Annotated in this window: 21 protein-coding genes; 15 read left to right on the top strand and 6 right to left on the bottom strand. The window is 34.0% G+C overall.

Annotated elements, in window-relative coordinates:
- The first annotated feature begins 457 nt into the window (after positions 1-457).
- From htpG to IPM51_03925, 3 genes are all read left to right on the top strand, one after another.
- Positions 458-2,353: a molecular chaperone HtpG gene (htpG, locus tag IPM51_03935; GenBank protein MBK9283450.1), complete on the top strand. Its 1,896-nt coding sequence runs from the start codon at positions 458-460 to the stop codon at positions 2,351-2,353.
- 157 nt (positions 2,354-2,510) lie between these two features.
- Complete coding sequence (locus tag IPM51_03930; GenBank protein MBK9283449.1) at positions 2,511-3,956, top strand: SpoIIE family protein phosphatase; 1,446 nt, start codon at positions 2,511-2,513, stop codon at positions 3,954-3,956.
- Between the two features lie 271 nt (positions 3,957-4,227).
- Entirely contained in the window at positions 4,228-5,538 is a 1,311-nt protein-coding gene (locus tag IPM51_03925) for a tetratricopeptide repeat protein (GenBank protein ID MBK9283448.1), read from the top strand.
- 131 nt (positions 5,539-5,669) lie between these two features.
- Here the strand turns inward: IPM51_03925 and IPM51_03920 are convergent, their stop codons facing one another.
- Positions 5,670-6,317 (bottom strand): ribulose-phosphate 3-epimerase, encoded by a 648-nt coding sequence (locus tag IPM51_03920; GenBank protein MBK9283447.1) that lies wholly within the window; start codon positions 6,315-6,317, stop codon positions 5,670-5,672.
- A gap of 105 nt (positions 6,318-6,422) precedes the next feature.
- On the bottom strand, positions 6,423-6,974 hold the full coding sequence (locus tag IPM51_03915) for an acyl-CoA thioesterase (protein MBK9283446.1): 552 nt from the start codon (positions 6,972-6,974) through the stop codon (positions 6,423-6,425).
- Between the two features lie 161 nt (positions 6,975-7,135).
- Between IPM51_03915 and IPM51_03910 the strand changes: the two genes are divergently transcribed.
- Complete coding sequence (locus tag IPM51_03910) at positions 7,136-8,239, top strand: Glu/Leu/Phe/Val dehydrogenase (protein ID MBK9283445.1); 1,104 nt, start codon at positions 7,136-7,138, stop codon at positions 8,237-8,239.
- Positions 8,240-8,256: 17 nt separating this feature from the next.
- On the top strand, positions 8,257-9,195 hold the full coding sequence (gene nusB, locus IPM51_03905) for a transcription antitermination factor NusB (GenBank protein ID MBK9283444.1): 939 nt from the start codon (positions 8,257-8,259) through the stop codon (positions 9,193-9,195).
- A gap of 2 nt (positions 9,196-9,197) precedes the next feature.
- On the opposite strand, the gene prmC is transcribed toward nusB, so the two are convergent.
- Positions 9,198-10,070: a peptide chain release factor N(5)-glutamine methyltransferase gene (prmC, locus tag IPM51_03900; GenBank protein MBK9283443.1), complete on the bottom strand. Its 873-nt coding sequence runs from the start codon at positions 10,068-10,070 to the stop codon at positions 9,198-9,200.
- A gap of 4 nt (positions 10,071-10,074) precedes the next feature.
- On the bottom strand, positions 10,075-12,189 hold the full coding sequence (locus tag IPM51_03895; protein ID MBK9283442.1) for a S8 family peptidase: 2,115 nt from the start codon (positions 12,187-12,189) through the stop codon (positions 10,075-10,077).
- 50 nt (positions 12,190-12,239) lie between these two features.
- On the opposite strand from IPM51_03895, the gene IPM51_03890 reads away from it, so the two are divergent.
- The 3 genes from IPM51_03890 (at position 12,240) to IPM51_03880 (ending at position 16,056) form a co-directional block, all read left to right on the top strand.
- Positions 12,240-12,875 (top strand): hypothetical protein, encoded by a 636-nt coding sequence (locus tag IPM51_03890; protein MBK9283441.1) that lies wholly within the window; start codon positions 12,240-12,242, stop codon positions 12,873-12,875.
- A 23-nt stretch (positions 12,876-12,898) separates the two neighbouring features.
- On the top strand, positions 12,899-14,926 hold the full coding sequence (locus IPM51_03885) for a T9SS type A sorting domain-containing protein (GenBank protein ID MBK9283440.1): 2,028 nt from the start codon (positions 12,899-12,901) through the stop codon (positions 14,924-14,926).
- 134 nt (positions 14,927-15,060) lie between these two features.
- On the top strand, positions 15,061-16,056 hold the full coding sequence (locus IPM51_03880; protein MBK9283439.1) for an NAD-dependent epimerase/dehydratase family protein: 996 nt from the start codon (positions 15,061-15,063) through the stop codon (positions 16,054-16,056).
- 4 nt (positions 16,057-16,060) lie between these two features.
- Here IPM51_03880 and IPM51_03875 read toward each other — a convergent pair whose 3' ends face one another.
- Positions 16,061-16,624: a DUF1572 family protein gene (locus tag IPM51_03875; GenBank protein MBK9283438.1), complete on the bottom strand. Its 564-nt coding sequence runs from the start codon at positions 16,622-16,624 to the stop codon at positions 16,061-16,063.
- Between the two features lie 88 nt (positions 16,625-16,712).
- Between IPM51_03875 and IPM51_03870 the strand changes: the two genes are divergently transcribed.
- From IPM51_03870 to IPM51_03845, 6 genes are read left to right on the top strand one after another with little or no spacing between them, the layout of a single operon-like run.
- Positions 16,713-17,594, top strand: a complete 882-nt coding sequence (locus tag IPM51_03870) for a MerR family transcriptional regulator (GenBank protein MBK9283437.1) — start codon at positions 16,713-16,715, stop codon at positions 17,592-17,594.
- Between the two features lie 34 nt (positions 17,595-17,628).
- Entirely contained in the window at positions 17,629-19,095 is a 1,467-nt protein-coding gene (gene crtI / locus IPM51_03865) for a phytoene desaturase (GenBank protein ID MBK9283436.1), read from the top strand.
- A gap of 13 nt (positions 19,096-19,108) precedes the next feature.
- A complete protein-coding gene (locus IPM51_03860) occupies positions 19,109-19,945 on the top strand; it encodes a phytoene/squalene synthase family protein (GenBank protein MBK9283435.1) in 837 nt (278 codons plus the stop codon).
- Complete coding sequence (locus IPM51_03855; protein MBK9283434.1) at positions 19,942-20,451, top strand: hypothetical protein; 510 nt, start codon at positions 19,942-19,944, stop codon at positions 20,449-20,451. Before IPM51_03860 ends, IPM51_03855 begins: the two co-directional genes overlap by 4 nt.
- A gap of 29 nt (positions 20,452-20,480) precedes the next feature.
- Positions 20,481-20,906 carry a sterol desaturase family protein gene (locus tag IPM51_03850; GenBank protein ID MBK9283433.1) on the top strand — a complete coding sequence of 142 codons (426 nt, stop codon included), beginning with the start codon at positions 20,481-20,483 and terminating at the stop codon, positions 20,904-20,906.
- Position 20,907: 1 nt separating this feature from the next.
- The gene (locus IPM51_03845; protein ID MBK9283432.1) at positions 20,908-21,603 is read left to right on the top strand and encodes a lycopene cyclase domain-containing protein; all 696 of its coding nucleotides are present in this window, start codon (positions 20,908-20,910) and stop codon (positions 21,601-21,603) included.
- A gap of 1 nt (position 21,604) precedes the next feature.
- On the opposite strand, the gene IPM51_03840 is transcribed toward IPM51_03845, so the two are convergent.
- Positions 21,605-22,300, bottom strand: a complete 696-nt coding sequence (locus tag IPM51_03840; GenBank protein MBK9283431.1) for a carboxypeptidase-like regulatory domain-containing protein — start codon at positions 22,298-22,300, stop codon at positions 21,605-21,607.
- Between the two features lie 117 nt (positions 22,301-22,417).
- Between IPM51_03840 and IPM51_03835 the strand changes: the two genes are divergently transcribed.
- The gene (locus IPM51_03835; protein ID MBK9283430.1) at positions 22,418-23,542 is read left to right on the top strand and encodes a DNA polymerase III subunit gamma/tau; all 1,125 of its coding nucleotides are present in this window, start codon (positions 22,418-22,420) and stop codon (positions 23,540-23,542) included.
- The last annotated feature ends 172 nt before the right edge of the window (positions 23,543-23,714 follow it).

Below are 23,714 nucleotides of genomic sequence, written 5' to 3'. Positions count from 1 at the left end.
TGCGAAATGTTACACTGAGCGCCTGCCTTCCATAGGAATGGTAGTCGAAGTGTGTTACACCTGCCTACCGGTAGGCAAGCCCGCATGCCGGTAGGCAGGCTGAGCTATCCGCCGCGGCGGAGAAGTGTGAAAACCTAAATCTCTCTAATAATTTAACCATAAAAGAAATAAAAGCGCATAAAAGAGTTTTTGGATTATTGTCACTTCGAGTAGTGAGGAACGAGCGTATCGAGAAGTGATTCTTCGTAACAGTTCTCGATACGCTTCATTTCATTTCGCTACTCGAACTGACCGCTTTGTCTAATTACAAATACGCCTCGATAAACTAATATAGCTTTCCCAAAAAACGGACCGTTTTCCTGCAATAAATGCATAAAAACCGTTGTTATTTGTCAATTTGGCACATTATTCTCATTTGGTACTATCTTTGCTCTCCTTATGCAAAATCAATTGAATTATGAGTAATACAGGCAAAATCAATGTTCAAACGGAAAACATTTTTCCGATTATTAAAAAATTCCTTTACAGCGATAACGAAATATTTTTACGCGAATTGGTCAGTAACGCAGTGGATGCTACGCAAAAACTGAAAGCCTTAACCAATTTGGGAGAAGCTAAAGGTGAACTAGGCGATTTAAAAATTGAGGTTAAAATTGATAAAAAAGCTAAAACCATAACCATTAGCGATAAAGGTATTGGTATGACCCGGGAAGAAATTGAGAAGTATATTACGCAAATTGCTTTCAGCGGTGCCGAGGAATTTGTAAATAAATACAAAGATAAAGTAGACAAAAACGTGGTAATCGGACATTTCGGTTTAGGTTTTTATTCGGCTTTTATGGTAGCCAAAAAGGTAGAAATATTTTCACTTTCTTTTAAAGAAAACAGCAAGGCCGTGCGATGGGAATGTGATGGAAGTCCGGAATATCAAATTGAAGAAACTAAAAAGAAAAAAGAAAGAGGTACAGATATAGTTTTACATATTGCCGATGATTGCGAAGAGTATTTAGAGAACAATAAAATTGAAGGATTATTAAAAAAATATTGCAAGTTTTTACCGGTTGAAATAAAATTCGGAACTAAAAAAGATTGGATAGATACAGAGGAAAAAGATGAAAAAGGCGAAGTAAAACAAAAAGAAATTGAAGTAGATAATATCATCAATAATCCCAATCCGGCCTGGACCAAAAAACCTGTTGATTTAAAAGATGAAGAGTATAAATCATTTTATCGGGAATTATACCCCATGCAGTTTGAAGAACCCTTATTTCATATTCATTTAAATGTGGATTATCCCTTCAACTTAACCGGTATCTTGTACTTTCCTAAACTTTCCAATAAACTGGAAATGCCTAAAGACCGCATTCAATTATACAGTAATCAGGTTTTTGTTACCGATAATGTAGAAAATATTGTACCTGATTTTTTAACCTTACTAAGAGGTGTAATTGATAGTCCGGATATTCCATTAAACGTAAGCCGAAGTTATTTGCAAGCGGATGGAAATGTAAAAAAGATTTCGTCGCACATTACTAAAAAAGTAGCGGATAAACTGGAAGATTTGTTCAAAAAAGACAGAGCGGAATTTGAAAAAAAGTGGGATGACATTAAAATTTTTGTGCAATACGGCATGATTAGTGATGAAAAATTTTATGAGAAAACAGCCAAATTCGCACTCTTAAAAACTACCGATGATAAATACTTTACGTTTGAAGAATTTGAAAATCACGTAAAAACCAATCAAACCGATAAAAATAAAAAAGTGGTGTATTTATACGCCAGCAATATTCAGGAACAGCATGCTTACATTGATGCAGCAAAAAACAGAGGTTACGAAGTGTTGTTGATGGATACCATGCTTGATCCGCATTACATCAATCATTTAGAAAGCAAATTAAAAGACACACAGTTTGTAAGGGTAGATGCTGATACCATTGATAAATTAATCAATAAGGAAGAAAATGTAATTAGTAAACTAAGCGAAGATCAACAGAAAGCCTTAAAGCCCATTATAGAAGAAACCGTAAGCAAAGATCAGTTTATGGTGCAGTTTGAAAACTTAAGCGAAAAAGATGCGCCCATGCTGATTACCAAACCTGAGTTTATGCGCAGAATGAAAGACATGAATCAATTAGGCGGTGGTGCAATGGGCTTTTATGGCAATATGCCGGATATGTATAATTTGGTGGTGAACTCTAATCACCCTCTCATAACCCGTATACTGGAAGAAAAAGACGAAACCAAACAGAAAAATTTAACAAAACAAGCCACTGATTTGGCTTTATTATCGCAAGGTTTGTTAAAAGGAGAAGGCTTAACCAACTTCATCAAAAGAAGTGTTGAGTTAATCTAAGCATTGTCCATACTCATCTCCAAAGCCCATGAGCCATAACGCTTGTGGGCTTTTTTTTTCCGTTTATGTATTTAAAAATATTTTAAGATAAGCCATGCAACTTCTTTCAAAACCCTAAGTATAATATTATACAAACCCCATAATTAGAGTAGGCCTTATGAAAAAAATCTACTTCTATAATTTATACCGGAATATTGCCAGAATGGGTTTAAAGCGCTTGGCTGATTCGTACGACAAAAAACATCTTTTGTTTATTAATAAAATGAGTATGGTAAATACTTTACTTATGCTTGCTTTTAGCGTCACCGTGCTGGCCTTTAAACTTTCAACTTTATTTTATATTGCTGTTCCATTTATCTTTTTATTTGCATTGCCTCCCTTTATTAATGCTTTAGGCTTATTACATTTTTGTCGTTACTATTTTTCAATTCTTCCACTCATCTTTATTGCCTGCTTAAGTTTTCATAATTCAGAAGAATTGGGCGATAAATATCTCATTCTAACCACTGCCACCATTCCACTACTCCTTTTCAAAAAGCGAAAAGAGGTTATAGCCTTATTTATATTGAATATTTTGTTCTTCTTTTTAATTGAATTGTATCAGGCTAATTTCAGTCCCCTTCATGAAATGCCGGAATTTGCCCGAAAACAATATTTTATTTATGGACAATTTACCGTTTTTGCAATCATTTTTTCTGTAATACAACATTTTAAAAACAACAATGAGGAATATGAGCAGGAGTTAGAATTGAAAAACAAACTGATACATGAAAAAAACCATGAAATTATTGATAGCATTACTTACGCGAAAAGATTGCAAAAAGCTATAATGCCGAGAAAAAAAGAAATCACTGCTAAAATTCCGGATAATTTTATTTTATACAAACCTAAAGATATTGTTGCCGGAGATTTTTATTTCGCCGTTCAAAAAAATGATCAGTTTATTATTGCCGTTGCCGATTGTACCGGACATGGAGTTCCGGGTGCTTTAGTTAGCATGGTTTGCAGTAACGCGTTGCATCGTGCTATTGAAGATATGAATTTAACTGAACCGGGTATGATTTTAGATAAGGTTAGAGATTTAGTAATTGACTCTTTTAATAAAAATGAATTTGATGTGAAGGATGGCATGGATATTTCTATGGCAACCATTAACACCAAAACCGGAGATCTGGCTTGGGCCGGCGCTAATAATCCTTTATGGTATATTCCAACAGAAAGCATCATCGAACTTTCCGACTTTAGCGAATACCCTATATCCAATGAATTTAAGATTTCTAAACCCCTTGCGCATTCGGGCGTTAAAGAAATTGTAGCTAACAAACAACCTGTTGGTAAAACGGATAAAAAAACCAGATTTACAACGCATTTTTTAAAACTCGCCAAGGGAAGTATTTTGTATTTGTTTACCGATGGATTTGCCGATCAGTTTGGCGGGCCAAAAGGAAAGAAATTTATGTACAAACAATTGGCTGAGTTAATATTTTCTATCCGACATTTAAGTATGAGGGAACAAAGAGAAAAATTGGAATCGGTATTTGATACCTGGAAAGGCGACCAAGAACAGATTGACGATGTTTGCATCATTGGTTTAAAAATATAATTGCAAAAAGAGGGGATTACGCGTGATTACTTTTGAAACTTGTACTGCTCCGCAGGATTTAAAATCCTGCGCTGCCGTTTGTAAATTTAAAAATTGAAATTTTTAAGTGACCGTCAAACAAAGAATCAGAGATTCATTTTTTTATACTTGTTCCGCAGGACTTTAAATCCTGCGGAGTGAGTTATTATTATTAATTTATACTGAGCTCAATTTACCGTATTAATTTTATATATTTAAAGCGCATTCTATCTTTAATGAATTGAAAAATTACATGCCTTATAAATTCACCTTTTTTTTATTGGTATTACCTGTGGTCTTTTTTACGCAACCGAATAGAAAAGCCGACAGCCTGCTGGCAATAATGAAAAATTGTAATGATTCAACCTATGTTTATACAGCATGTTTACTTGTAGATGAACTTTGCGAATTAAAAGATATTCATACGGCATTTAAGTATTTAGATTCCGCCAAAATAAGAGCCGTAAATGCCGGAAGGCCCAGATACCTTGGGTATGTTTTTGTAAATATGGGCAATACATATAATTATTTAAGTGATTATAATAAAGCGCTTGAAAATTTTGACAAATCAGCAGTAGAATACAAAAAGGCCAATTATTTACCCGGTTTAGCCTCCGCAATAATGGACAAAGGCAATTCATATTATTACTTAGGTGAGCTTGAAAAGGCAAAAAAAGCATACTTAGATGCGCTTGAAATTCAACTTAAATGTCCCCCTGATAATAATTCCCTCGCTAATATCTATAATAATTTAGGAATCATTTCAGGCATGGTGAAGAAATATAAGGAAGCTGAAGAATATTTTTTAAAAGTAATTAGCCTTAATGAAAAAGCAAAAGATTATTTGAGTTTAGGTAAAACATATAATAATTTGTATATAGTTTATTCAAATAACAACCGGGATAAAGAAGCCAAAGAATATCTTGAAAAATCTATCGAGTTAAAGATGAAATATGGTTTTAACATTGACAAATCAGAGGCATTACATTTAAGAGCAAGTATTTTTGAAATTGATGAGAACTATGCGAAAGCCATTGAATATAATTTAAAATCACTTCAATTCTTAGATACCAATGTGCATAATACAGAGTTACGCACCATCTATTCTTCGTTAGCAAATTTATATCAAATCCAAAAAAAATTCGAACAAGCAAATCATTATGTTTGGCTATTAAATAAAATCAATGAAGAAATTTCCGAAGCTGAAACAAATCGGTTGACGCAAAAAAATGACATGATCGCTATCTATCGCCAAAATCATTTAAAAGATAGTTTAATTCAAACTTCCTTTATCCAGAAACAAAATAATGAAATCAAACAAAGCAATATCATCAAATTCTCACTTCTTGCCATTTTAGCTACCATCAGCGTTTTTTCTTTTTTACTTTATCAACGATTTAAGCTAATTAAAGAACAAAATAAACTCATCACTTTTCAGAAGAAAATAGTAGAAGAAAAAAACAACGAAATTGTTTCTAGTATTCAATATGCACAAAGAATACAGCGATCACTGTTACCAACAGATAAGTTTATCGAAAGAATTTTCAGTAAAAAGAAACCTTAGTGTATAAATACCGTACAATTAAATAGGAAACGAATTCCATTTCTTATGGCGATTTAGAGCGGTAAGTAATAGAAATGAAATAAATTCCGGGTTTATTGGTTTATTACCCTGTTCCCGTAAGAACAGGGTTTTTATTTAGATTTTAGCTTACTAATCGTTTCCGAAGGATTTTCAGAACTGAAAACCGTATTACCGGCCACTAATACATTAGCGCCGCATTCAATTAATTTCTGTTTATTTTTTAAATCTACCCCTCCATCTATTTCAATCAAGGCTTTGGAATTTTTCTGATCAATTAAATGCTTTAAACGAATTACTCGCTCATAGGTGTTCTCAATGAATTTTTGTCCGCCATATCCCGGATTAACACTCATTAAACAAACCAAATCAACATCAGCAATTATATCGTCTAATTGATTAATATTGGTATGCGGATTAATAGCCACTCCGGCTTTCATGCCGCTTGCTTTAATGTGTTGAACACATCTATGTAAATGCGTGCAGGCTTCTATATGTACGCTCAAAATATCGGCGCCTGCATCTTTAAAATCCTTCACATAACGATCCGGGTCTACGATCATTAAATGAACATCCAATGGTTTTTGGGCATGTTTTTTAATGGCCTTAATTACCGGAAAACCAAAAGAAATATTAGGGACAAACAAACCATCCATTATATCTACATGAAACCAATCGGCCTCGCTGGTATTAATCATTTCAATATCCGATTGCAGATTTGCAAAATCGGCCGAAAGAATGGAAGGTGCTATCAAATGCATGGCCTAAAGGTAAAGTTTTTTATGGCAATTTTAATTATTGACTAATAAATAATAAATTTTAATTTCAAAATATTTCTCAAATCCATTCTCCATGAATTTCTTAGGTTAAATAGAAAAAGTTAATCGACATCTTTCATTTTCCAAAATACCGTGATTCACATCTTCTTCCAACATTAATCTCACTTTTCTTAATTCTTCCTTATAAGGTTGGTGTAATTCTTTTCTTTTCATGGCCTCTACAAATCGACGCGCTTCCTCTTTACTATCCAGTATTAATCCCGGCACTTGGGTTGGTTTGCCCTCATCATTCTTTGCCACCATCGTAAAATAGCTGGTGTTGGTGTGTTTTACTGAACCAACTTTAAAATTTTCGGCAATTACTTTAATACCAACAACCATAGATGTGTTTCCCACATAATTCAAAGAAGCACTCATACTTACCATCTCACCTACCTCTACCGGTTGCAAAAAATCAACATTCTCCACAGAAACGGTTACACAATACGTGCCCGCATGTTTGGAGGCACAAGCATACGCTACCTTATCCATTAATGACAATAATATACCACCATGTATTTTTCCGCCAAAATTAGCATAAGCCGGTATCATTAACTCGGTTAAGGTGGTTCTCGAATAACTCACTTGCCTGTAATCCATTTGATCTTTCATGGTAAATTTGAATTAGTATTGAAATTAAGAAATTCCTGATTAGTATCACATTCTTTAACACCAGTTTTTTTGAATGTAATTTAGTTCCTATATTTAATGTTGGTACCAAAAAAACAGATATATTTGCCTCGCTTCAAAAAAATTAAAAGATGGAAGTAAAAAACTTAAAAGATATAGATCTTTCAAAAAATCCGGTTATAGCACAAATGATGCTGAATAACCACGAACAAATTGTGTATTGTAACGATAACGCAACCGGTTTAAAAGCCATAATTGCAATTCACAATACCGTTTTGGGCCCTTCATTGGGTGGAACTCGTATGTGGAATTACAATAATGAAATGGAAGCATTAACCGATGTTTTACGTTTATCAAGGGGTATGACCTATAAATCTTCTGTAGCCGGATTAAATTTAGGCGGTGGAAAAGCGGTTATTATTGGCGACGCTAAAAAAATAAAAAACGAAGCCCTATTACGCCGTTTTGGAAAGTTTGTGGATAGCCTAGGTGGAAAATACATTACCGCTGAAGATGTGGCCATGAGTAGTAGAGATATGGAAGTTATACATATGGAAACAGATTATGTGAGCGGTTTGCCCGAAACCATGGGCGGAAGTGGTGATCCTAGTCCGGTTACTGCATACGGTGTTTATGTAAGTATGAAAGCATCGGCCCGCGAAGTTTGGGGAAGCGATTCTTTATCCGGAAAAAAAGTATTGGTACAGGGCATTGGTCACGTAGGGGAAGTATTAGTTAGTCACTTAACTAAAGACGGAGCTAAGGTTTATATAAATGATATAAGTGAAGAAAGATTAAAAGAAGTATCTGCAAAATATAAAGCAGAAGTAGTAGCTGCAGATAAAATGTTTGATTTAGATATTGATGTTTATGCACCATGTGCTTTAGGTGGAACCTTAAATGATGATACCTTAGCTAAATTAAAATGTAAAATAGTTTGTGGTGCCGCCAATAATCAATTACTCAATGAAACGGTACATGGTGAGGTTATTGGCAAACAGGGAATATTATACGCTCCGGATTATGTGGTGAATGCCGGAGGAATCATAAACGTTTTTTATGAACTCGAAGGATATAACCAAGAGAGAGCTTTAGCGCATGCTGAAAAAATATACGACACTACTTATAATCTTTTTCAAATCGCTAAAAAGGAAGGCATTCCAAATTATATGGCTGCTAATCGAATTGCAGAACAACGAATTGAAGCCATAGCCAGAATAAATGCAGTACTTTAAAAATTGATATTAAAAAAATGCTCAACAGAAGATTTCTAAGAATCAAAGTAATGCAAGCGCTTTATTCATTTTTTCAACATGAAAATGCCACGCCTGCTGCTTTCGAAAAAGAACTTTTTAAGAGCTTAGATAAAATACAGGATTTATATTTATCCATTTTAATGCTATTCAACGACCTCAGGCATGTTGCTTTAGTTATTATCGATGAGCACAAAAACAAAAGATTACCCACGCAACAGGATTTGGACCCGAATTTAAAATTTACACAGAATAAAGTTTTAATTTCACTCGAAGAAAGCAAAGAATTTAATGCATTATGTAGTAGTAAAAAAATATCCTGGCAAGGTGATTTTGATGTGGTTCGTAAATTATTTTATGAATTACGAAATCACGAACTATACACCAATTATATGAGTTCAGGTGAGAATAGCCTGAATGAGGATAAAGAGTTTTTAGTTAATGTCATTACCAATTATTTAAGCCAAAATGATTTACTTGCCTCTTTGTTTGAAGAAAAAAATATCCATTGGGTAGATGACAGCTTTGTTGCGTTTAACTCCGTAATCAGAAATATTGAAACATGTGATGGTACATTTAAAATTCTTCCCTTGTTAAAAGATGAAAAGGATGATAAAGAATTTATGAGTTTATTGTTTAACAAAACAATATTATACAAAGAAAGTTTTGAAGAGCTAATTGATAGACATACGAAGAATTGGGAGATTGAAAGAATTGCCAACATGGATATGCTATTAATGAAAATGGCACTTGCCGAAATTATGTATATTCCAAATGTACCTATTAAAGCTTCATTGAATGAGTACATCGACATTTCAAAAGAATACAGCACACCCAATAGTAAAACATTTGTAAATGGAGTGCTCGATAAAATTATTGCCGAATTAAAAAGGGATAATAAAATTGAAAAATCAGGCAGAGGATTAAAAGAGAATTAATTCTATTTTTTTACGGCTTTCAGAAACCTCCATTTTCCGCTCATATCTTTAAAGAGTTCTACGGAATTAAAAATATCTGATTTTTTAGCATACTCCTCTACTCGTTTAGCTGTTAAATCATTTAATTCAAAATACAATTTGCCTTCATTATTTAAATTGTTTAAACATAAATCAATTATTGATTTATAAAAAATGATATCATCATCTCCATCAACAAACAAAGCCACATGAGGTTCAAATTCCAAAACATTTTTGTGCATGGTTGAAATCTCTCTTTGATTGATGTATGGTGGATTACTGACGATTATATCCACTTTATCCTTAAACATTGCTTTAAACTCTATCGAATTTAAAATGTTAGCCTGAAAATAATTTACCTCAACACTATTCAATACTGCATTTTTTTTGGCTGTTGCTAATGCATCAACGCTTACATCGCAGGCAAATATTTTTGCTTCAGCTATATTCTTTTTAAGTGTAACAGGAATACAACCGCTACCTGTTCCTATATCTAAAACAGATTGAGCTGATTTATTATCTTGAATTATTTTATGCACGAGTTCTTCCGTTTCCGGTCGAGGAATTAAAACGGAAGAATTTACAATAAATGAATTTCCGTAAAAAAAAGACAAACCGGTAATGTATTGTATAGGTTTACCTTTGGCCAACTCTTTCGCACAATCGTAGATTTTTAATAAATCACTTTGATTTAAATAATCTGCAAGCTTCGAATTAAGGACTGAACGATTAATTTTCAAAAAGTGCTCTGCTGCTTCTTTAAATAATGCATCTACTTCATTTGCGCCATACAAATGATCGAGTTCATTGTGATAATATTCTAAAACTTGGGAAACTTTATTTCCGGCAACACGCATGTTTTTATTCTTTTACTACTTTAAATACTGAAGTAGTTCCTTCGCTTAACACTCTAACGATTAATAATCCCTTATAATTTTGTAATGGTCCTGAATTATTTAAATTCAATTCATCGCCTGAAACCTTTGTTGTCATTAATAATTTCCCATCAATAGAATATACAAAAGCATCGCCGTAAATTTCTTTACTGAACTTAAGTTGAACTTGATCAGAAAAAGGATTTGGAAATATTTTGCCCTTATTAATAAGTTCTATTTCTTGCTTTCCGGTTATGATGCACATCATGGAAGCTTTAGCATCTAATTTTCCGTATCCCCATGCAAAATTTGGCACAACACCGGTATGCCCATCGTTATATGCACAGTTCACAATTGCATTACGCACTTGTTTACTCGTTAAATTTGGATTGGATTGCAAAAACAAAGCAGCAAAGCCGGCAACGACAGGAGAAGACGCACTTGTGCCACTTCCATACACATGCTGTCCGCCCGGAGCCATTGCGCTTGGGTTTGCCAATATCCAAGGTGCTTGAATATTTACTGCGGCTGCAGCAAACACACCACTTCCCGTTGCAGCAATATCCGGTTTCAACTTCATATTACGCGTAGGACCGATTGAACTATTTCCAACCTTAGAACCTCCCGGTGAGTCAATCGCATTTTGAAGCACATTATTGTAATCATAATATTTAGTTACGTTACAGTAATTTGCAACTGTTGTAATATCATCCAAACATTGAAATCCGCTAACAATAGAAAATAAAGTATCAGGCATTACATATTTGCTCATCCGAGGGTATTGCCCAACTGTTGGTAAATTCCAGCCTTTAAATTCAAAATTCCAGGCATGATGCAAACCGGATCCTCTAGTTTCAGTTCTCCATAAATATCCGGTTGAATCGGCTTGGATAGAGATTAATAACTCGTATACGCCATAAGTATTTATGGTAGCCCAAGATTGTACAATACCTATCCGATTTCCATTGTGCTTAACGGTATCTGTTTGTGATAATGGAATGCCATAATTGTAAGGCTTAAATCCTGTACTTCCCAAATTTGTGTAATCCGAAGGGCGATTTACTCCAATATTAAAAAATAAATTCTTTACCTGATTAGTATCACCATAGGTTCGATAAGTTAAGTTGGCCGTGTTATTTGTAAACCAAGTAAAAGTAGTATCACCTACCGGAGGCTGCGTTAAGGTATGATATCGGGCCTCACCTGCATTTCCACCGGCGGCCACCATTACTCTTCCAGGTTTATCTTTCACCATGCCTTCAATTAATTTAGCTTCCATGTCGGTACCATCGTGACTTCCATAATAATCACCTACGCTAGCATTAATAACACAAGGTTTCCCTAATAAAGTCGCTTTACTGAAAATATAATTTACTCCATCGGCTATTGTTGGACCTGGTTTATTAAAATCTAAAGAAACTACTACAATATTTGCTTTAGGCGCACAACCTTGAAAATTTCCGGTTGCTGATCCATTACCAACGGCAACTCCGGAAACGTGAGTACCATGACTGTTACCTGCCAAATCATCATGCGTACAAATGCTGAAATTTATTTGCGCTTCTGTCCATTCTGTTCCGTAATTGTAAGGCTGAGGAGCTGAACCCACAACTTTCTGATCCCAAATCCATTTAATCCTAGTTGTTCCGCCGGGCGTATTTCTAAAATCATCATGTCGCCAATCTGTTCCTGTATCAATAATCCCAAAAATAACTCCTGTTCCGTCATAGGCTTGTGGTAATGGTGCTTGTCCGGTTTTTATACCTCCTACTCGATTGCGTACATTAGCCGTATCGCTCATTACTTTTTTATTGGGCTCTATAAATTCGGCATAGCTAACAATTTTCTGCTCTATTAATTTGCTGAGGTTATCCAGATTAATTGTGATGGATGCTATATCCTCAACGCTATAATGAAATTGAAATCCCAGTTCCCTACTCTGTGTTTTTATTTTGACAACATTACCTTTTACTACTACCGGAAAATCTCCATTTAAACTCCGATTCGCAATTCTCGCTTTTAAACTATTGTTGAATTCCTTTTGAGCCGGATTAAATAAAACCAAAGAAAGAAATAATAACACCAATAATAATCGAATCATAACATTATATTTTAACCTAAAGTATAAAAAAAAAAGCGAAATTTGCATTAGTGAGGACAATACTTTTATTCTTATTTCTATTTGTCACAGTTTCAAATCTGCTTATCGGGCAAACGGACAGCGTTGCTTGTACGGAGAACTGTGCCATAAAAGAAGGCATTTATTTAACATATCAGGATTTTCGATGGCAAAAAGAGATTTCTAAGGAAAAAGTGGTTTCCAAACTTGACAAAAGTGCCATTGATTTTTACTCCAAAATGATGCGAATGGAAAAAATACAATTTAACGGAGAATCTATTCCATTAGAGGTTTTAACGGAAAAAATTTGGGGCTTCTGTCAAAATAATGCCTTATACCTCAATTACCGGGGAGAGTTTTACAGAGTTCCGTTATTTGGATCAATTTCTTATTTGCCGGCTACGGTGGAAGTGATTAGTCCTGCCTATTACACTCCCGGATATGGCATGTATGGTTCAACCAGAACCAACGAAATTCGTAGTTTTCTAATGAATATAAACGACGGTGTTATTGTTCCATACAGTCAATCAACTGCCGAGGATTTAATCTCCAGAGACGTTGAATTATATAAAGAATTTAAATTGTTAAAAAGAAAAAAGCAGAAGGAACAGGTATCGCGATTTATCCGAAAGTTTAATGAGCGTAATCCGGTTTATTTTTATAAATAATTTTAATTAAATTGCGTATTGCAATGCGGTTACTTTTTTTAGCTATATTTTTAATAAGTATTCATACGGCTGATGCTTTTAATATTGTTGTTCCTAACGACCCTGGAGTAGTTACATTGGTTTCACCCAGTTTAACCGGTTGTTATTCCAATTCGGTTCCTGTGGTGGTGACAATTCAAAATTTCGGGAATAATTCACTTTCTAATATTCCTGTTGTTGTTATTATAAGCGGCCCAATAAATCAAACACTAAATGCAAATTTTATTGGTAACCTAGCACCCGGATCTACTACAAATTTGAATGTAGGTGCTGCAAATTTAAGTTGGGGCGGCATTTATACTTTTTCCTGTTTCACTAATTTGATTGGCGATGGAAATCCAAATAACGATAGTTTTTCCACCACGCGTACAGTAACTCCTAATGTTTATATAACCGGATCGCCAGTTGCTTGTATTGGAAGCAATGCTACTTTACAAGCGAATGGAGCTACCACCTACACCTGGAACACCGGATCAAACAGCAGCTCTATTAGCGTTTCTCCAACCGTAAATACTAGTTATACCGTTGTGGGAACCAATACGGCAGGCTGTTCTTCCTCTTATTCAGTTACACTTTCTATTCAGAATCCTACCATCAGTACTAATGGTGCAATGGCTTGTAACGTTCCTTCTTTTGGTACACTCACGGCGAGTGCTTATAGTCCTTCGGTTATCAAATGGTATGCCTCTCCGGTTTCTACGTTAGTTCTCGGAACCGGTAGTAATTTAGCAGTAACTGAAAACAGCACAACTACTTATTATGCAGAAGCTACTTCTACTATTCCGGGTTCTTTATTCGCCACGGTTGCCGGAGGAAACAGTGCTCAGGGAAATATGTTTGATGTTACCGCTCAAAACACAATGACTTTAGATGGAATTGATATGCATTTTAATAGCAATGTAACTACCACTGTGGAAATTTGGTACAGATATGGAAGTTTTGTGAGTTATGAATTATCTCCTGCAGGTTGGACCTTAGCTTTATCTACTACTGTCATTCCCAATGGAAGTGGCACTTTAACTACAATTCCCGGAACATTTGCAATTCCGGTTGGATCTGGTCAAACAGCCGGTATATATGTAACCAGCAATGGAGGCGCAGGAGTAAATTATAGCAATGGAGTTGGATTAGGTAATTTATTTGCTTCCAACAACGACATACAATTATTTGAAGGACGAGGAGGAAATTATTTTAATGTAACTTCGACGCCCCGAGTGTTTAACGGAATTTTAAAATACAGCAAACCCGGTTGTCAAAGTCCGAGAATACCTGCTACATTTTCTATTGTTCCAGGCTTTACTGTTGGTGCCATTGCATCAAATAGCGCGCTTTGTGTGGGCTCTAGTGTTTCATTTACTGCTGTTGGTGCCGTTGATTACACTTGGTCACCAACAATAAATTTATCGCCTTCACCCAATTCTACTATAATCAGTGTTTCACCTAGTGTGGCCACCTCCTATACTTTGCAAGGTACAATTCCTTCATGTTCGCAAACCAGTACCTATGTTTATAATCTTTCCGTTTTTCCGAATCCGAGTTTAACTGTAAGCCAACCAATTGGTATTCTTCCGGGTTCTGTAATTTCCCTTTCAACAAGTGGAGCTTCAAGTTATACCTGGCAACCTGGAGGTGCCAATAATATAAATATTATTGTGAATCCAACGGTCACCACCGTGTATACAGTAACCGGATCAAATGCTTTTGGCTGTACTTCACAAATTACTACTACGGTTTTTATGAGTGCCGTTAACCTGTCTGAATTAAACAACAGCATAGGAACTGTTATGGTTTATCCAAATCCGGTTTCGGAAAATTTATACTTTAAAATACCCGAAAACACAACAGGAGAGTTACGTATTCTTGACCTTAATGGGAAAGTTTTGCTTGAACAAAAAGTAATAAATGAAATTACTCCTTTTGATGTTTCACGGTTACCTTCCGGAAATTATATCTATATATTCAAACCTGAACAAGGCGAATGGTATCACAAGGGCAATTTTTTTAAAAATTAATCTTTTCCGTTATTCATAACCTGACCTAGCACACTTGCTATTATGAAATAAATTCTTAACATTGTCTATAATTTCTATTGAATAGATTAAATATATTCAAAGAAGAAAATTAATTCACTCCACTTGATTTGTAAATGAATCCGGAAAAAGTATTTGTGACTGGAGCCAACGGCATGTTAGGTAATCATATTTGCCGAGAATTATTGAATCAGAAATATTTAGTGAAGGCTTTTTGCTTAAAAGACAATCGACAAAATTTATTGAAAGACTTGGATTTGGAATTTGTGTACGGTAATGTATTAAATTTTGAAGAATTAAGTAGGGAAATGGAAGGTTGTGATTACGTTATACATATTGCAGCAATTACTGATTTGTGGCCTAGAAGAAAAGAAATTATTAATAAGGTTAATATTGACGGTACTAAAAATATAGTAAAGGCCTGCAAAAAACATAACATTAAAAGACTAGCACATATAGGCTCAGCAAGTTCATTCAATTCCGGTCTAATAGACAAACCTGGAGATGAATTAGAACCATTTAGTGGATGGAAATACGGAATGGATTATCTGGATAGCAAATATTTAGCGCAGCAATACTTAATAGAAGAATATAAAGAAAATAATTTTCCGGTTATCGTAATCAATCCAACGTTTATGATTGGGGCATTTGACTCCGGACCCTCATCCGGTAAAATGTTACTTACGCTTTATAAAAATCAATTACCCGGATATACGAATGGAGGAAAAAACTTTGTTTGTACAGTTGACGTGGCCTCAGCAGCAGTAAATGCTTTAAAATTTGGGAGACTTGGTGAATGTTATATTGCAGGTAATGAAAATTTAACATACAAAGAATTTTTCCAGAAAGCTTGCCTTTTAATGAATAAACCATTTAAGCTTAAAAAAATTCCATATGGTTTAATACTATCCGTTGGATTTCTTAATTCAGCAACAGCCAGATTAATTCGACGTCCGCCAAAATTAAGTTATGGAATAGCCAGACTCTCCAATGTTTCTCAGTATTATAATGTTTCGAAAGCAAGAAACGAATTAAAGATGACGCAAACTCCTATTGAAAATGGGATTCGTCAATGTTTAAATTGGTTTCAAGAAAATAATTATTGTAATTAATCATTTATTCTTTCATCCCTTTATTTAAATACTCATTGGTAAAATGAATTGTTTCCTTTTGTTGAGAAAATTTTTGACGATTATACGCATCTGATTCATTTTTTGGAATTGATAAAGATTCCCAATGACCTTCTTTTATTAACTTACCTGCATAAACTATTTGACCTACGTGATATGCATAATGAGCCAGTTGTCTATGAATAGCGTCTGTAACAGTATGTCCCTGCTTTCTTATGTAAATTATTTTTTGATAATCTGCTTCCTGAAGCGATCCCAATGCTTTAAATAAACAAGCCCACCCTTCATTCCATTTAACAAGCATTTCATCTCTTGATTGCAATATGCTTTCAAATTCTTCGTCTCGATTTCGCCATTCTTTTTCGCCGTCGCTATTCAAAAAATCTGTCCACCTGCTCATCATATTCCCCCACAGGTGTTGAACAAGAATGGAAATACTATTACAAGTTGAATTAGGAGCTGCAAATAACTGTTCATCATTTAATTGCGAAAAGGTTTTTTCACCTAAAAGTTTATAGTACTTAAATAAATGTATGCAATTGCTATTCATAACCTTGTTGCTAATTTCTCAAAATAAAGGTAATACATTCATTTTATTTAATAATTTTGTTTAATAAATAATCCATATAAATAAACAAATGCAAACCTATCAAATCACCGATCTTGAACAATTAACCGGTATTAAGGCCCACACCATTCGTATTTGGGAAAAAAGATATAAGATTATAGAACCTTTCCGAACAAAAACCAATATCCGATATTATAATAATGATCAGGCCCGAAAACTATTAAACATCTCAACACTTATACAGTATGGCTATAAAATTTCTAAAATCGCCGATATGAATCTGAAAGAGCAGGACTCAATTATCACTTTGTTATCAGAATCCGATAATTTAAATGCCTATGAAACTTTAGCTGTTAATGCACTAGTTAATTCCACATTACAATATGATGAAGTGGCCTTTGAAAAAACCTATTCCTCCGCTTTAAACAGACTAGGCATGAAGGATACCATGCTACAAATTATTTATCCTTTTTTAAAGCGAATTGGCATCATGTGGAGTATAGACGATCTTACTCCTGCACAAGAGCATTTTGCAACTACACTTTTGCGTAGAAAATTATTTTCTGCAATAGATGGTATTGAAATCCCTACACGTTCTAAAATGAAATTCATTCTATTCTTACCACCTAATGAATGGCATGAAATAGGATTACTCTTCACGGAATACCTACTAAGAATAAACGGCGCAGAAGTTATAAACCTTGGACAAAATGTGCCTGTTGAAAATTTAAGCAAAATAATTTCCGCTACTGATGCGAAATACATCTTTACCTTTTTTGTGGTGAATAATAAGCAAGAAGTTTATGGCGAAATTGAAAATCTCTTGAAAACACAACCGAATATTACCTTGTTTTTTGCCACTGCTTTACCTGAACTAGCTCAACTTACTACTAATCAACGGACAGTATTAATGAACGACCCTAAAGAATTGTTAAATTTTTTATCGGATTAAGTAATATCTAATTTTGTTTAATATATTTGCTTAAATGTTAAACAAAATAGATATCCATATTCTTGGTTCGGGCTTTTCAGGCTTATCGGCTGCTTGTTATTCTTCGCTCCAAAAAAATAAGGTAACCGTGCTTGAAAAAAATGAGCAAACCGGCGGACGTGCAAGAGTATTCACCGAGAAAGGTTACACTTTTGATATGGGTCCAAGTTGGTATTGGATGCCTGATATATTTGAGAATTTCTTTAATGATTTTGGAAAGAACGTATCTGATTATTATACACTCGTAAAATTAGACCCGGGATTTCAAATCATTTACTCAGATAGTGATACCCTTAAAATTCCCTCTAATTTAAACGACCTCAAAGCAATTTTTGAAAGTATTGAAAAAGGCAGTGCGGACCAATTAGATAAATTTTTAAAGGAAGCCAAGTACAAGTATGAAATTGGCATGAACAAATTAGTATTTAATCCCTGCCTATCCTGGACTGAATTTTTAAAATTGGATGTTATTAGTGGAGTTATCAAATCGAATATTTTCAAATCCTTTGATAAGTATGTTCGAAGTTATTTCAAAGATCCTCGATTAATTAGTCTTATGGAATTTCCGGTTCTGTTTCTTGGAGCCAAACCGCAACAAACTCCTGCCCTTTATAGTTTAATGAATCATGCAGAATTAACACAAGGCACATATTATCCCATGGGAGGGATGCATAAAATAATAGCAGGGATGCAAAAGTTAGCCGAAGAGCTAGGCGTTCAATTCGAAACCAATACCAACATCAATAAAATTGAAATTGTCAACAATAAAGTTGCTCAATTACATACAACTGACAAAACTATAGCAGTAAACAAATTGATTGCCAGTTCAGATTATCATCACACAGAATCTTTGATGGAGGAAAAATACAGAAACTACAATGAAAAATACTGGGATAGCCGAGTGCTCGCCCCTTCTTCACTCATATTTTATTTAGGTGTTTCTAAAAAACTTCCAAAATTAATTCATCATAATTTATTTTTTGATAAAAATTTTGAAACACATGCTTTTGAAATTTACGATAAACCTTCCTGGCCAAGCGACCCCTTGTTTTATGTTTGTTGTCCGAGCAAAACTGATGACAGTGTGGCGCCTGAAGGGTGTGAAAATCTTTTTATTTTAATGCCATTAGCACCGGGCATCAATGACAGTCACGAAATCAGAGAAAAGTACTATCAATTAATAATAAAAAGGATTGAATCGTATTGTAACACGCCAATTAAAGAGCACATCGCATACAAAAAATCTTATTGCATAACAGATTTTAAAAATGATTATAATTCCTACAAGGGAAATGCATATGGTTTAGCCAACACTTTACGACAAACGGCTGTTTTAAAACCGAGCATGCTAAACAAAAATGTTTCTAATTTGGTTTATACCGGACAATTAACTGTACCCGGCCCCGGTATTCCGCCGGCCATAATTTCCGGTAAAATCGCAGCACAACTAATTAATAATTAATCCAACTAAAAATATGAAAAGTTTATTTGATAAAGTTTCAAACAAAGCCAGCAAAACAACAACGCAAACCTATAGCACCAGTTTCTCATTGGGAATCTACTGCCTAAACCGAAATATACACAGTGCCATTTATAATATTTACGGATTTGTAAGATTTGCCGATGAAATAGTGGATTCATTCCATGGTTATGATCAAAAAGTATTATTTGACGAATTTAAACGTGATACATTTTTGACCATAGAAAGAAAAATTAGTTTAAATCCTATTTTAAACAGCTTTCAACAAGTGGTGAATGATTACCAAATCGACCATGAACTTATCCATTGTTTCTTAAGAAGTATGGAAACGGATTTATCGGTAAATAGTCATAGTGCGCAAAGTTATGATGAATATATTTTAGGCTCGGCTGAAGTAGTAGGATTAATGTGTTTACACGTTTTTACTGGAGGAAATTTGGAAATGTATAAGCAGTTGAAACCTTCAGCTATGCGATTAGGAGCTGCTTTTCAAAAAGTGAACTTTTTGAGAGATATGAGAGCAGATTATTTACAATTAGGAAGAGTTTATTTTCCTTCCTTAAAAATGAACGAATTCAATGAATTAGTAAAACAAAGAATTGAACATGAAATTGAGGAAGATTTCAAAGAAGCAATTGCCGGAATAAAAAAATTACCTGCATCATCGAGGTTTGGGGTATATGTTGCCTATGTTTATTATTTAGCCTTGTTTAAAAAAATCAAAAATTTGGCCTCTGCTGATGTTTTAAAACAGAGAATTCGTGTTTCCAATTTGGAAAAAATAAAATTACTAATCTCTTCCTATTGCAGATTTAGTTTAAATACTTTATGAAAATAATTTTAACCCTTTTATTTTTGATTCCAACCTTACTTCAAGCCGACACCGGCTTATTGTGGAAGTTATATAAAGAATCATACACCAATGAAAAATCTGCCCTAACATTGTTTAATATCTGTAAAAATTACAATGAAAATTCGGCCCCTGTATTAATTGCATATAGAAGCACTTCCAGTTTTTTAATGTGCAATCATGTGTTTAATCCGGTTGATAAAATTAAATACTTTAATGAAGGTAAAAAGTGGATGAAAATTGCAACTACAAAAGATTCATCAAATGCAATGATTCGTTTTTTCAGATATTCTGTACAATTTAAATCACCTAATTTTTTGAATTATCATTCAAATCTGCAAGTGGATCAAAGCTATTTAACCGATTTTTTGATCAAAAATCAAAAAAAAGTGACAGATACGCTAGCTACAATTTCAAAATTCTTTATTGATAACAAAATACCACTGAAACCGGAAGAAAGAGAAATTTTATTAAATTTAAAAAGTTGAATTTACTTATACTCATATCGGTTTTTTTAATGATGGAAGGGGTTACCTGGTTAACCCATAAATTTGTTATGCACGGTTTTTTATGGACATTACACCAAGATCATCACTATAAAGATCATGATGCAATACTGGAAAAAAACGATTTGTTTTTTCTTATTTTCTCCATTCCCGCCATAACCCTCTTTGCCATCGGCACCTATTTTTCAGAACTAAGATTTTTAATATTTATCGGAGGGGGTATTACACTTTATGGAATGGCTTATTTTATCGTGCATGAAATTATTATTCATCAACGTATTTCTTATTTCACACGAATAAACAACTTTTATTTCCGGGCAATTCGTAAAGCACATAAAATTCATCACAAAAAGCTGGGCAAAGAACATGGCGAATGTTTTGGCATGCTATTAGTACCTCTGAAATATTTTAAAGAAGCTTTAAAAACTAAATCTTAAAATGATAACCAAATACACTTACTTATTGGTAAATATGGGTTGTATTTTAATTCCTTTTTTATTCAGCTTTCATCCAAAACTAAAATTCAACAAACAATTTAAATTTATCCTTATCCCGTTACTAATTGTGGCGCTTTTATTTTCAATTTGGGATGTTCTTTTTACAGAAGCTCAAGTGTGGGAATTTAATCCAAAATTTGTAATCGGATATTTTCTATTTGGATTACCCTTGGAAGAATATCTGTTTTTTATTTGCATTCCCTTTGCCTGTTTGTTTACTTATCATTGTTTGGGAATATTACTAAAAAATAAAGCAGATAACCTTAATATTAAATATATATTTATCCTGCTCGCTGTTTTGTTATTTACCATTGGTGTTTTTAATCTGAACCGCGCTTATACTTCGGTAACATTTATCGCCACAGCCTTACTTATATTTATTTTACTCTTCTTAAAAGTAAAATTCCTGAAACTCTTTGGGATAACCTACTTACTGATTTTAGTTCCATTTACTATCAGTAACGGTATATTAACCGGCAGCTTTTCAAATGAACCGGTGGTAATTTACAATGATTCAGAAAATCTAACGGTTAGATTACTCAATATTCCTATAGAAGATACCATTTATGGTTTGTTGCTAATACTATTAAACGTAAGTTTTTATGAATTTTACAAAAGTAAATTCAAGATGCAATAGTTTATTTCCTTCCTTCCGCTTTATATCTTTTGTAACAACCCATTACTCTACTATATAATTCAACGCCATCATTATTAATAATAAATTCATCACTTACGGCTACACAATACTTTCGAAAAGCTACATAATCAATTTCATTATCTCCTGTTAACTTGGCTAAAATTTCAGGACTTAATTTCTTTTGTACCTGCTCTTCAATTAATACTCCTTCGAAAATTTTAGCCAGCTTCCTGATTTGTTTTCCTTCCTTGCTAAAACTCATATATAAGGCAGAAATCGGGCTTTGAAAATAATCAAGCCTGCGCATTCTGCTCTCATCAATTATCTTACTCATATAATCACGCTCATACGACCTTATCTTAAAAGTATTCACTATAACCGGTCCTAATTGAATGGGTAATTGTAACATCACAATCTTTACTTCACCATTTTCATTAGTTTTTAAATCTTTTACGGCAATTATTTTCTTTGCAAATCCCACAAAGGTGCAAATTATCGTATCGTTTATATTAGTGAATAAGGTAAACTTCCCGTCGTTATCACTCATCGTACCATTTCCGTTACTTTTATTGATTAAATAAACAAACGGCATCACATTTCCGCTATCAGATTCTACTATAATTCCCCTGATTGCATTTTGACTATAAGAAAAACCAGCCAGCAGTAAAAAAATAAATATAACCCAACCTAATTTCAATGCTTAAAAGTATGTTTTATTGCTATTATTTATAAACATAGGTTAATAAATTTAACCTTTTTTTGTTCATTCAAATTCGCATTTACCCCTCATTTTCCCGTACTTTTAAGTTTATAAATGGAAAACTTCATTGTATCGGCCCGTAAGTACAGACCCCAACATTTCAACACCGTTGTTGGGCAATCTCACATAACCAATACCTTGAAGAATGCCATTACCAACAATCAACTCGCACAAGCTTATCTTTTCTGCGGGCCAAGAGGGGTCGGAAAAACAACCTGCGCCCGAATTTTCGCAAAAACAATTAATTGTTTTCAAGTTAGGCCTGATGGAGAGGCTTGTGACGCCTGTGAATCCTGCTCAAGTTTTAATACCGGGGCATCTTTAAATATTTATGAATTAGATGCGGCTAGCAATAATTCAGTGGAAGACATCAGACACTTAGTGGATCAGGTTAGATTTGCACCGCAATTGGGTCAATATAAAGTGTATATCATTGATGAGGTTCATATGTTAAGTAATACTGCATTTAATGCTTTTCTCAAAACTTTAGAAGAACCTCCTCCTCACGCAAAATTTATTTTAGCTACAACAGAAAAACATAAAATAATTCCAACCATACTCTCTCGTTGTCAGATTTTTAATTTCAACCGAATTAAAACCGACGATATAGCCAAGCATTTGGAATTTCTTGCTAAAAGCGAAGAAGTACAGTATGAAGCTGATGCCTTAAACATCATTGCACAAAAAGCAGACGGTGGTTTACGTGACGCTTGCTCTATCTTCGATCAAATGGTGGCCTTTACCGGCAACAACTTAACCTATAAACAAGTTGTTGAGAATTTACATGTGTTGGATTATGATTATTATTTTAAAATCACCGAAAACTTTTTGAAAAATAACATGTCCCAAATCATGCTGTTATTTGATGAGATTCTAAAAAAAGGATTTGATGCTCATAATTTCATCATTGGCTTAGGTGAACATATTCGGAATTTATTAGTGAGTAAAGATCCACAAACACTCACCCTATTAGAAGTGAGTGATAGTCTTAAAAAACGTTATGCCGAACAAGCCGCTTTAGCAGATACATCATTTCTCTTAAAATCATTAGCCATAATAAGCAAAGCTGATGTAAACTTTAAAAATGCCCGAAATCAACGATTGCTCATAGAAATGGCATTATTACAGCTCACTTATCTTACCGCATCAGCTGATGCGGAAAAAAAAAAGATGAATTAGAACCTGTTTTTCAAACCAACTCCGTTAAAGAAAAAACAATTCAGCCTAAAGCAATTAAAAATGCAGTCCCCGATATTAAAGTAGCCGAGAAACCTTCCGCCAACTTTCAGGAATTAAGATTAAAAACCGGATTCAATCTAGCTGAAATAAAAAACGGCACACAAACTGTACT

The sequence above is a fragment of the Sphingobacteriaceae bacterium genome, assembly GCA_016715905.1.
Classification (GTDB): Bacteria; Bacteroidota; Bacteroidia; order B-17B0; family Aurantibacillaceae; genus Aurantibacillus.
This window is presented reverse-complemented; position numbering and strand designations above follow the sequence as displayed.

Excerpts from the sequence above, each read along its gene's own strand:
- htpG (MBK9283450.1), top strand. The coding sequence starts at position 458 with ATGAGTAATACAGGCAAAATCAATGTTCAAACGGAAAACATTTTTCCG.
- IPM51_03930 (MBK9283449.1), top strand. The coding sequence starts at position 2,511 with ATGAAAAAAATCTACTTCTATAATTTATACCGGAATATTGCCAGAATG.
- IPM51_03925 (MBK9283448.1), top strand. The coding sequence starts at position 4,228 with ATGCCTTATAAATTCACCTTTTTTTTATTGGTATTACCTGTGGTCTTT.
- IPM51_03920 (MBK9283447.1), bottom strand. The coding sequence starts at position 6,317 with ATGCATTTGATAGCACCTTCCATTCTTTCGGCCGATTTTGCAAATCTG.
- IPM51_03915 (MBK9283446.1), bottom strand. The coding sequence starts at position 6,974 with ATGGATTACAGGCAAGTGAGTTATTCGAGAACCACCTTAACCGAGTTA.
- IPM51_03910 (MBK9283445.1), top strand. The coding sequence starts at position 7,136 with ATGGAAGTAAAAAACTTAAAAGATATAGATCTTTCAAAAAATCCGGTT.
- nusB (MBK9283444.1), top strand. The coding sequence starts at position 8,257 with ATGCTCAACAGAAGATTTCTAAGAATCAAAGTAATGCAAGCGCTTTAT.
- prmC (MBK9283443.1), bottom strand. The coding sequence starts at position 10,070 with ATGCGTGTTGCCGGAAATAAAGTTTCCCAAGTTTTAGAATATTATCAC.
- IPM51_03895 (MBK9283442.1), bottom strand. The coding sequence starts at position 12,189 with ATGATTCGATTATTATTGGTGTTATTATTTCTTTCTTTGGTTTTATTT.
- IPM51_03885 (MBK9283440.1), top strand. The coding sequence starts at position 12,899 with ATGCGGTTACTTTTTTTAGCTATATTTTTAATAAGTATTCATACGGCT.
- IPM51_03880 (MBK9283439.1), top strand. The coding sequence starts at position 15,061 with ATGAATCCGGAAAAAGTATTTGTGACTGGAGCCAACGGCATGTTAGGT.
- IPM51_03875 (MBK9283438.1), bottom strand. The coding sequence starts at position 16,624 with ATGAATAGCAATTGCATACATTTATTTAAGTACTATAAACTTTTAGGT.
- IPM51_03870 (MBK9283437.1), top strand. The coding sequence starts at position 16,713 with ATGCAAACCTATCAAATCACCGATCTTGAACAATTAACCGGTATTAAG.
- crtI (MBK9283436.1), top strand. The coding sequence starts at position 17,629 with ATGTTAAACAAAATAGATATCCATATTCTTGGTTCGGGCTTTTCAGGC.
- IPM51_03860 (MBK9283435.1), top strand. The coding sequence starts at position 19,109 with ATGAAAAGTTTATTTGATAAAGTTTCAAACAAAGCCAGCAAAACAACA.
- IPM51_03855 (MBK9283434.1), top strand. The coding sequence starts at position 19,942 with ATGAAAATAATTTTAACCCTTTTATTTTTGATTCCAACCTTACTTCAA.
- IPM51_03850 (MBK9283433.1), top strand. The coding sequence starts at position 20,481 with ATGATGGAAGGGGTTACCTGGTTAACCCATAAATTTGTTATGCACGGT.
- IPM51_03845 (MBK9283432.1), top strand. The coding sequence starts at position 20,908 with ATGATAACCAAATACACTTACTTATTGGTAAATATGGGTTGTATTTTA.
- IPM51_03835 (MBK9283430.1), top strand. The coding sequence starts at position 22,418 with ATGGAAAACTTCATTGTATCGGCCCGTAAGTACAGACCCCAACATTTC.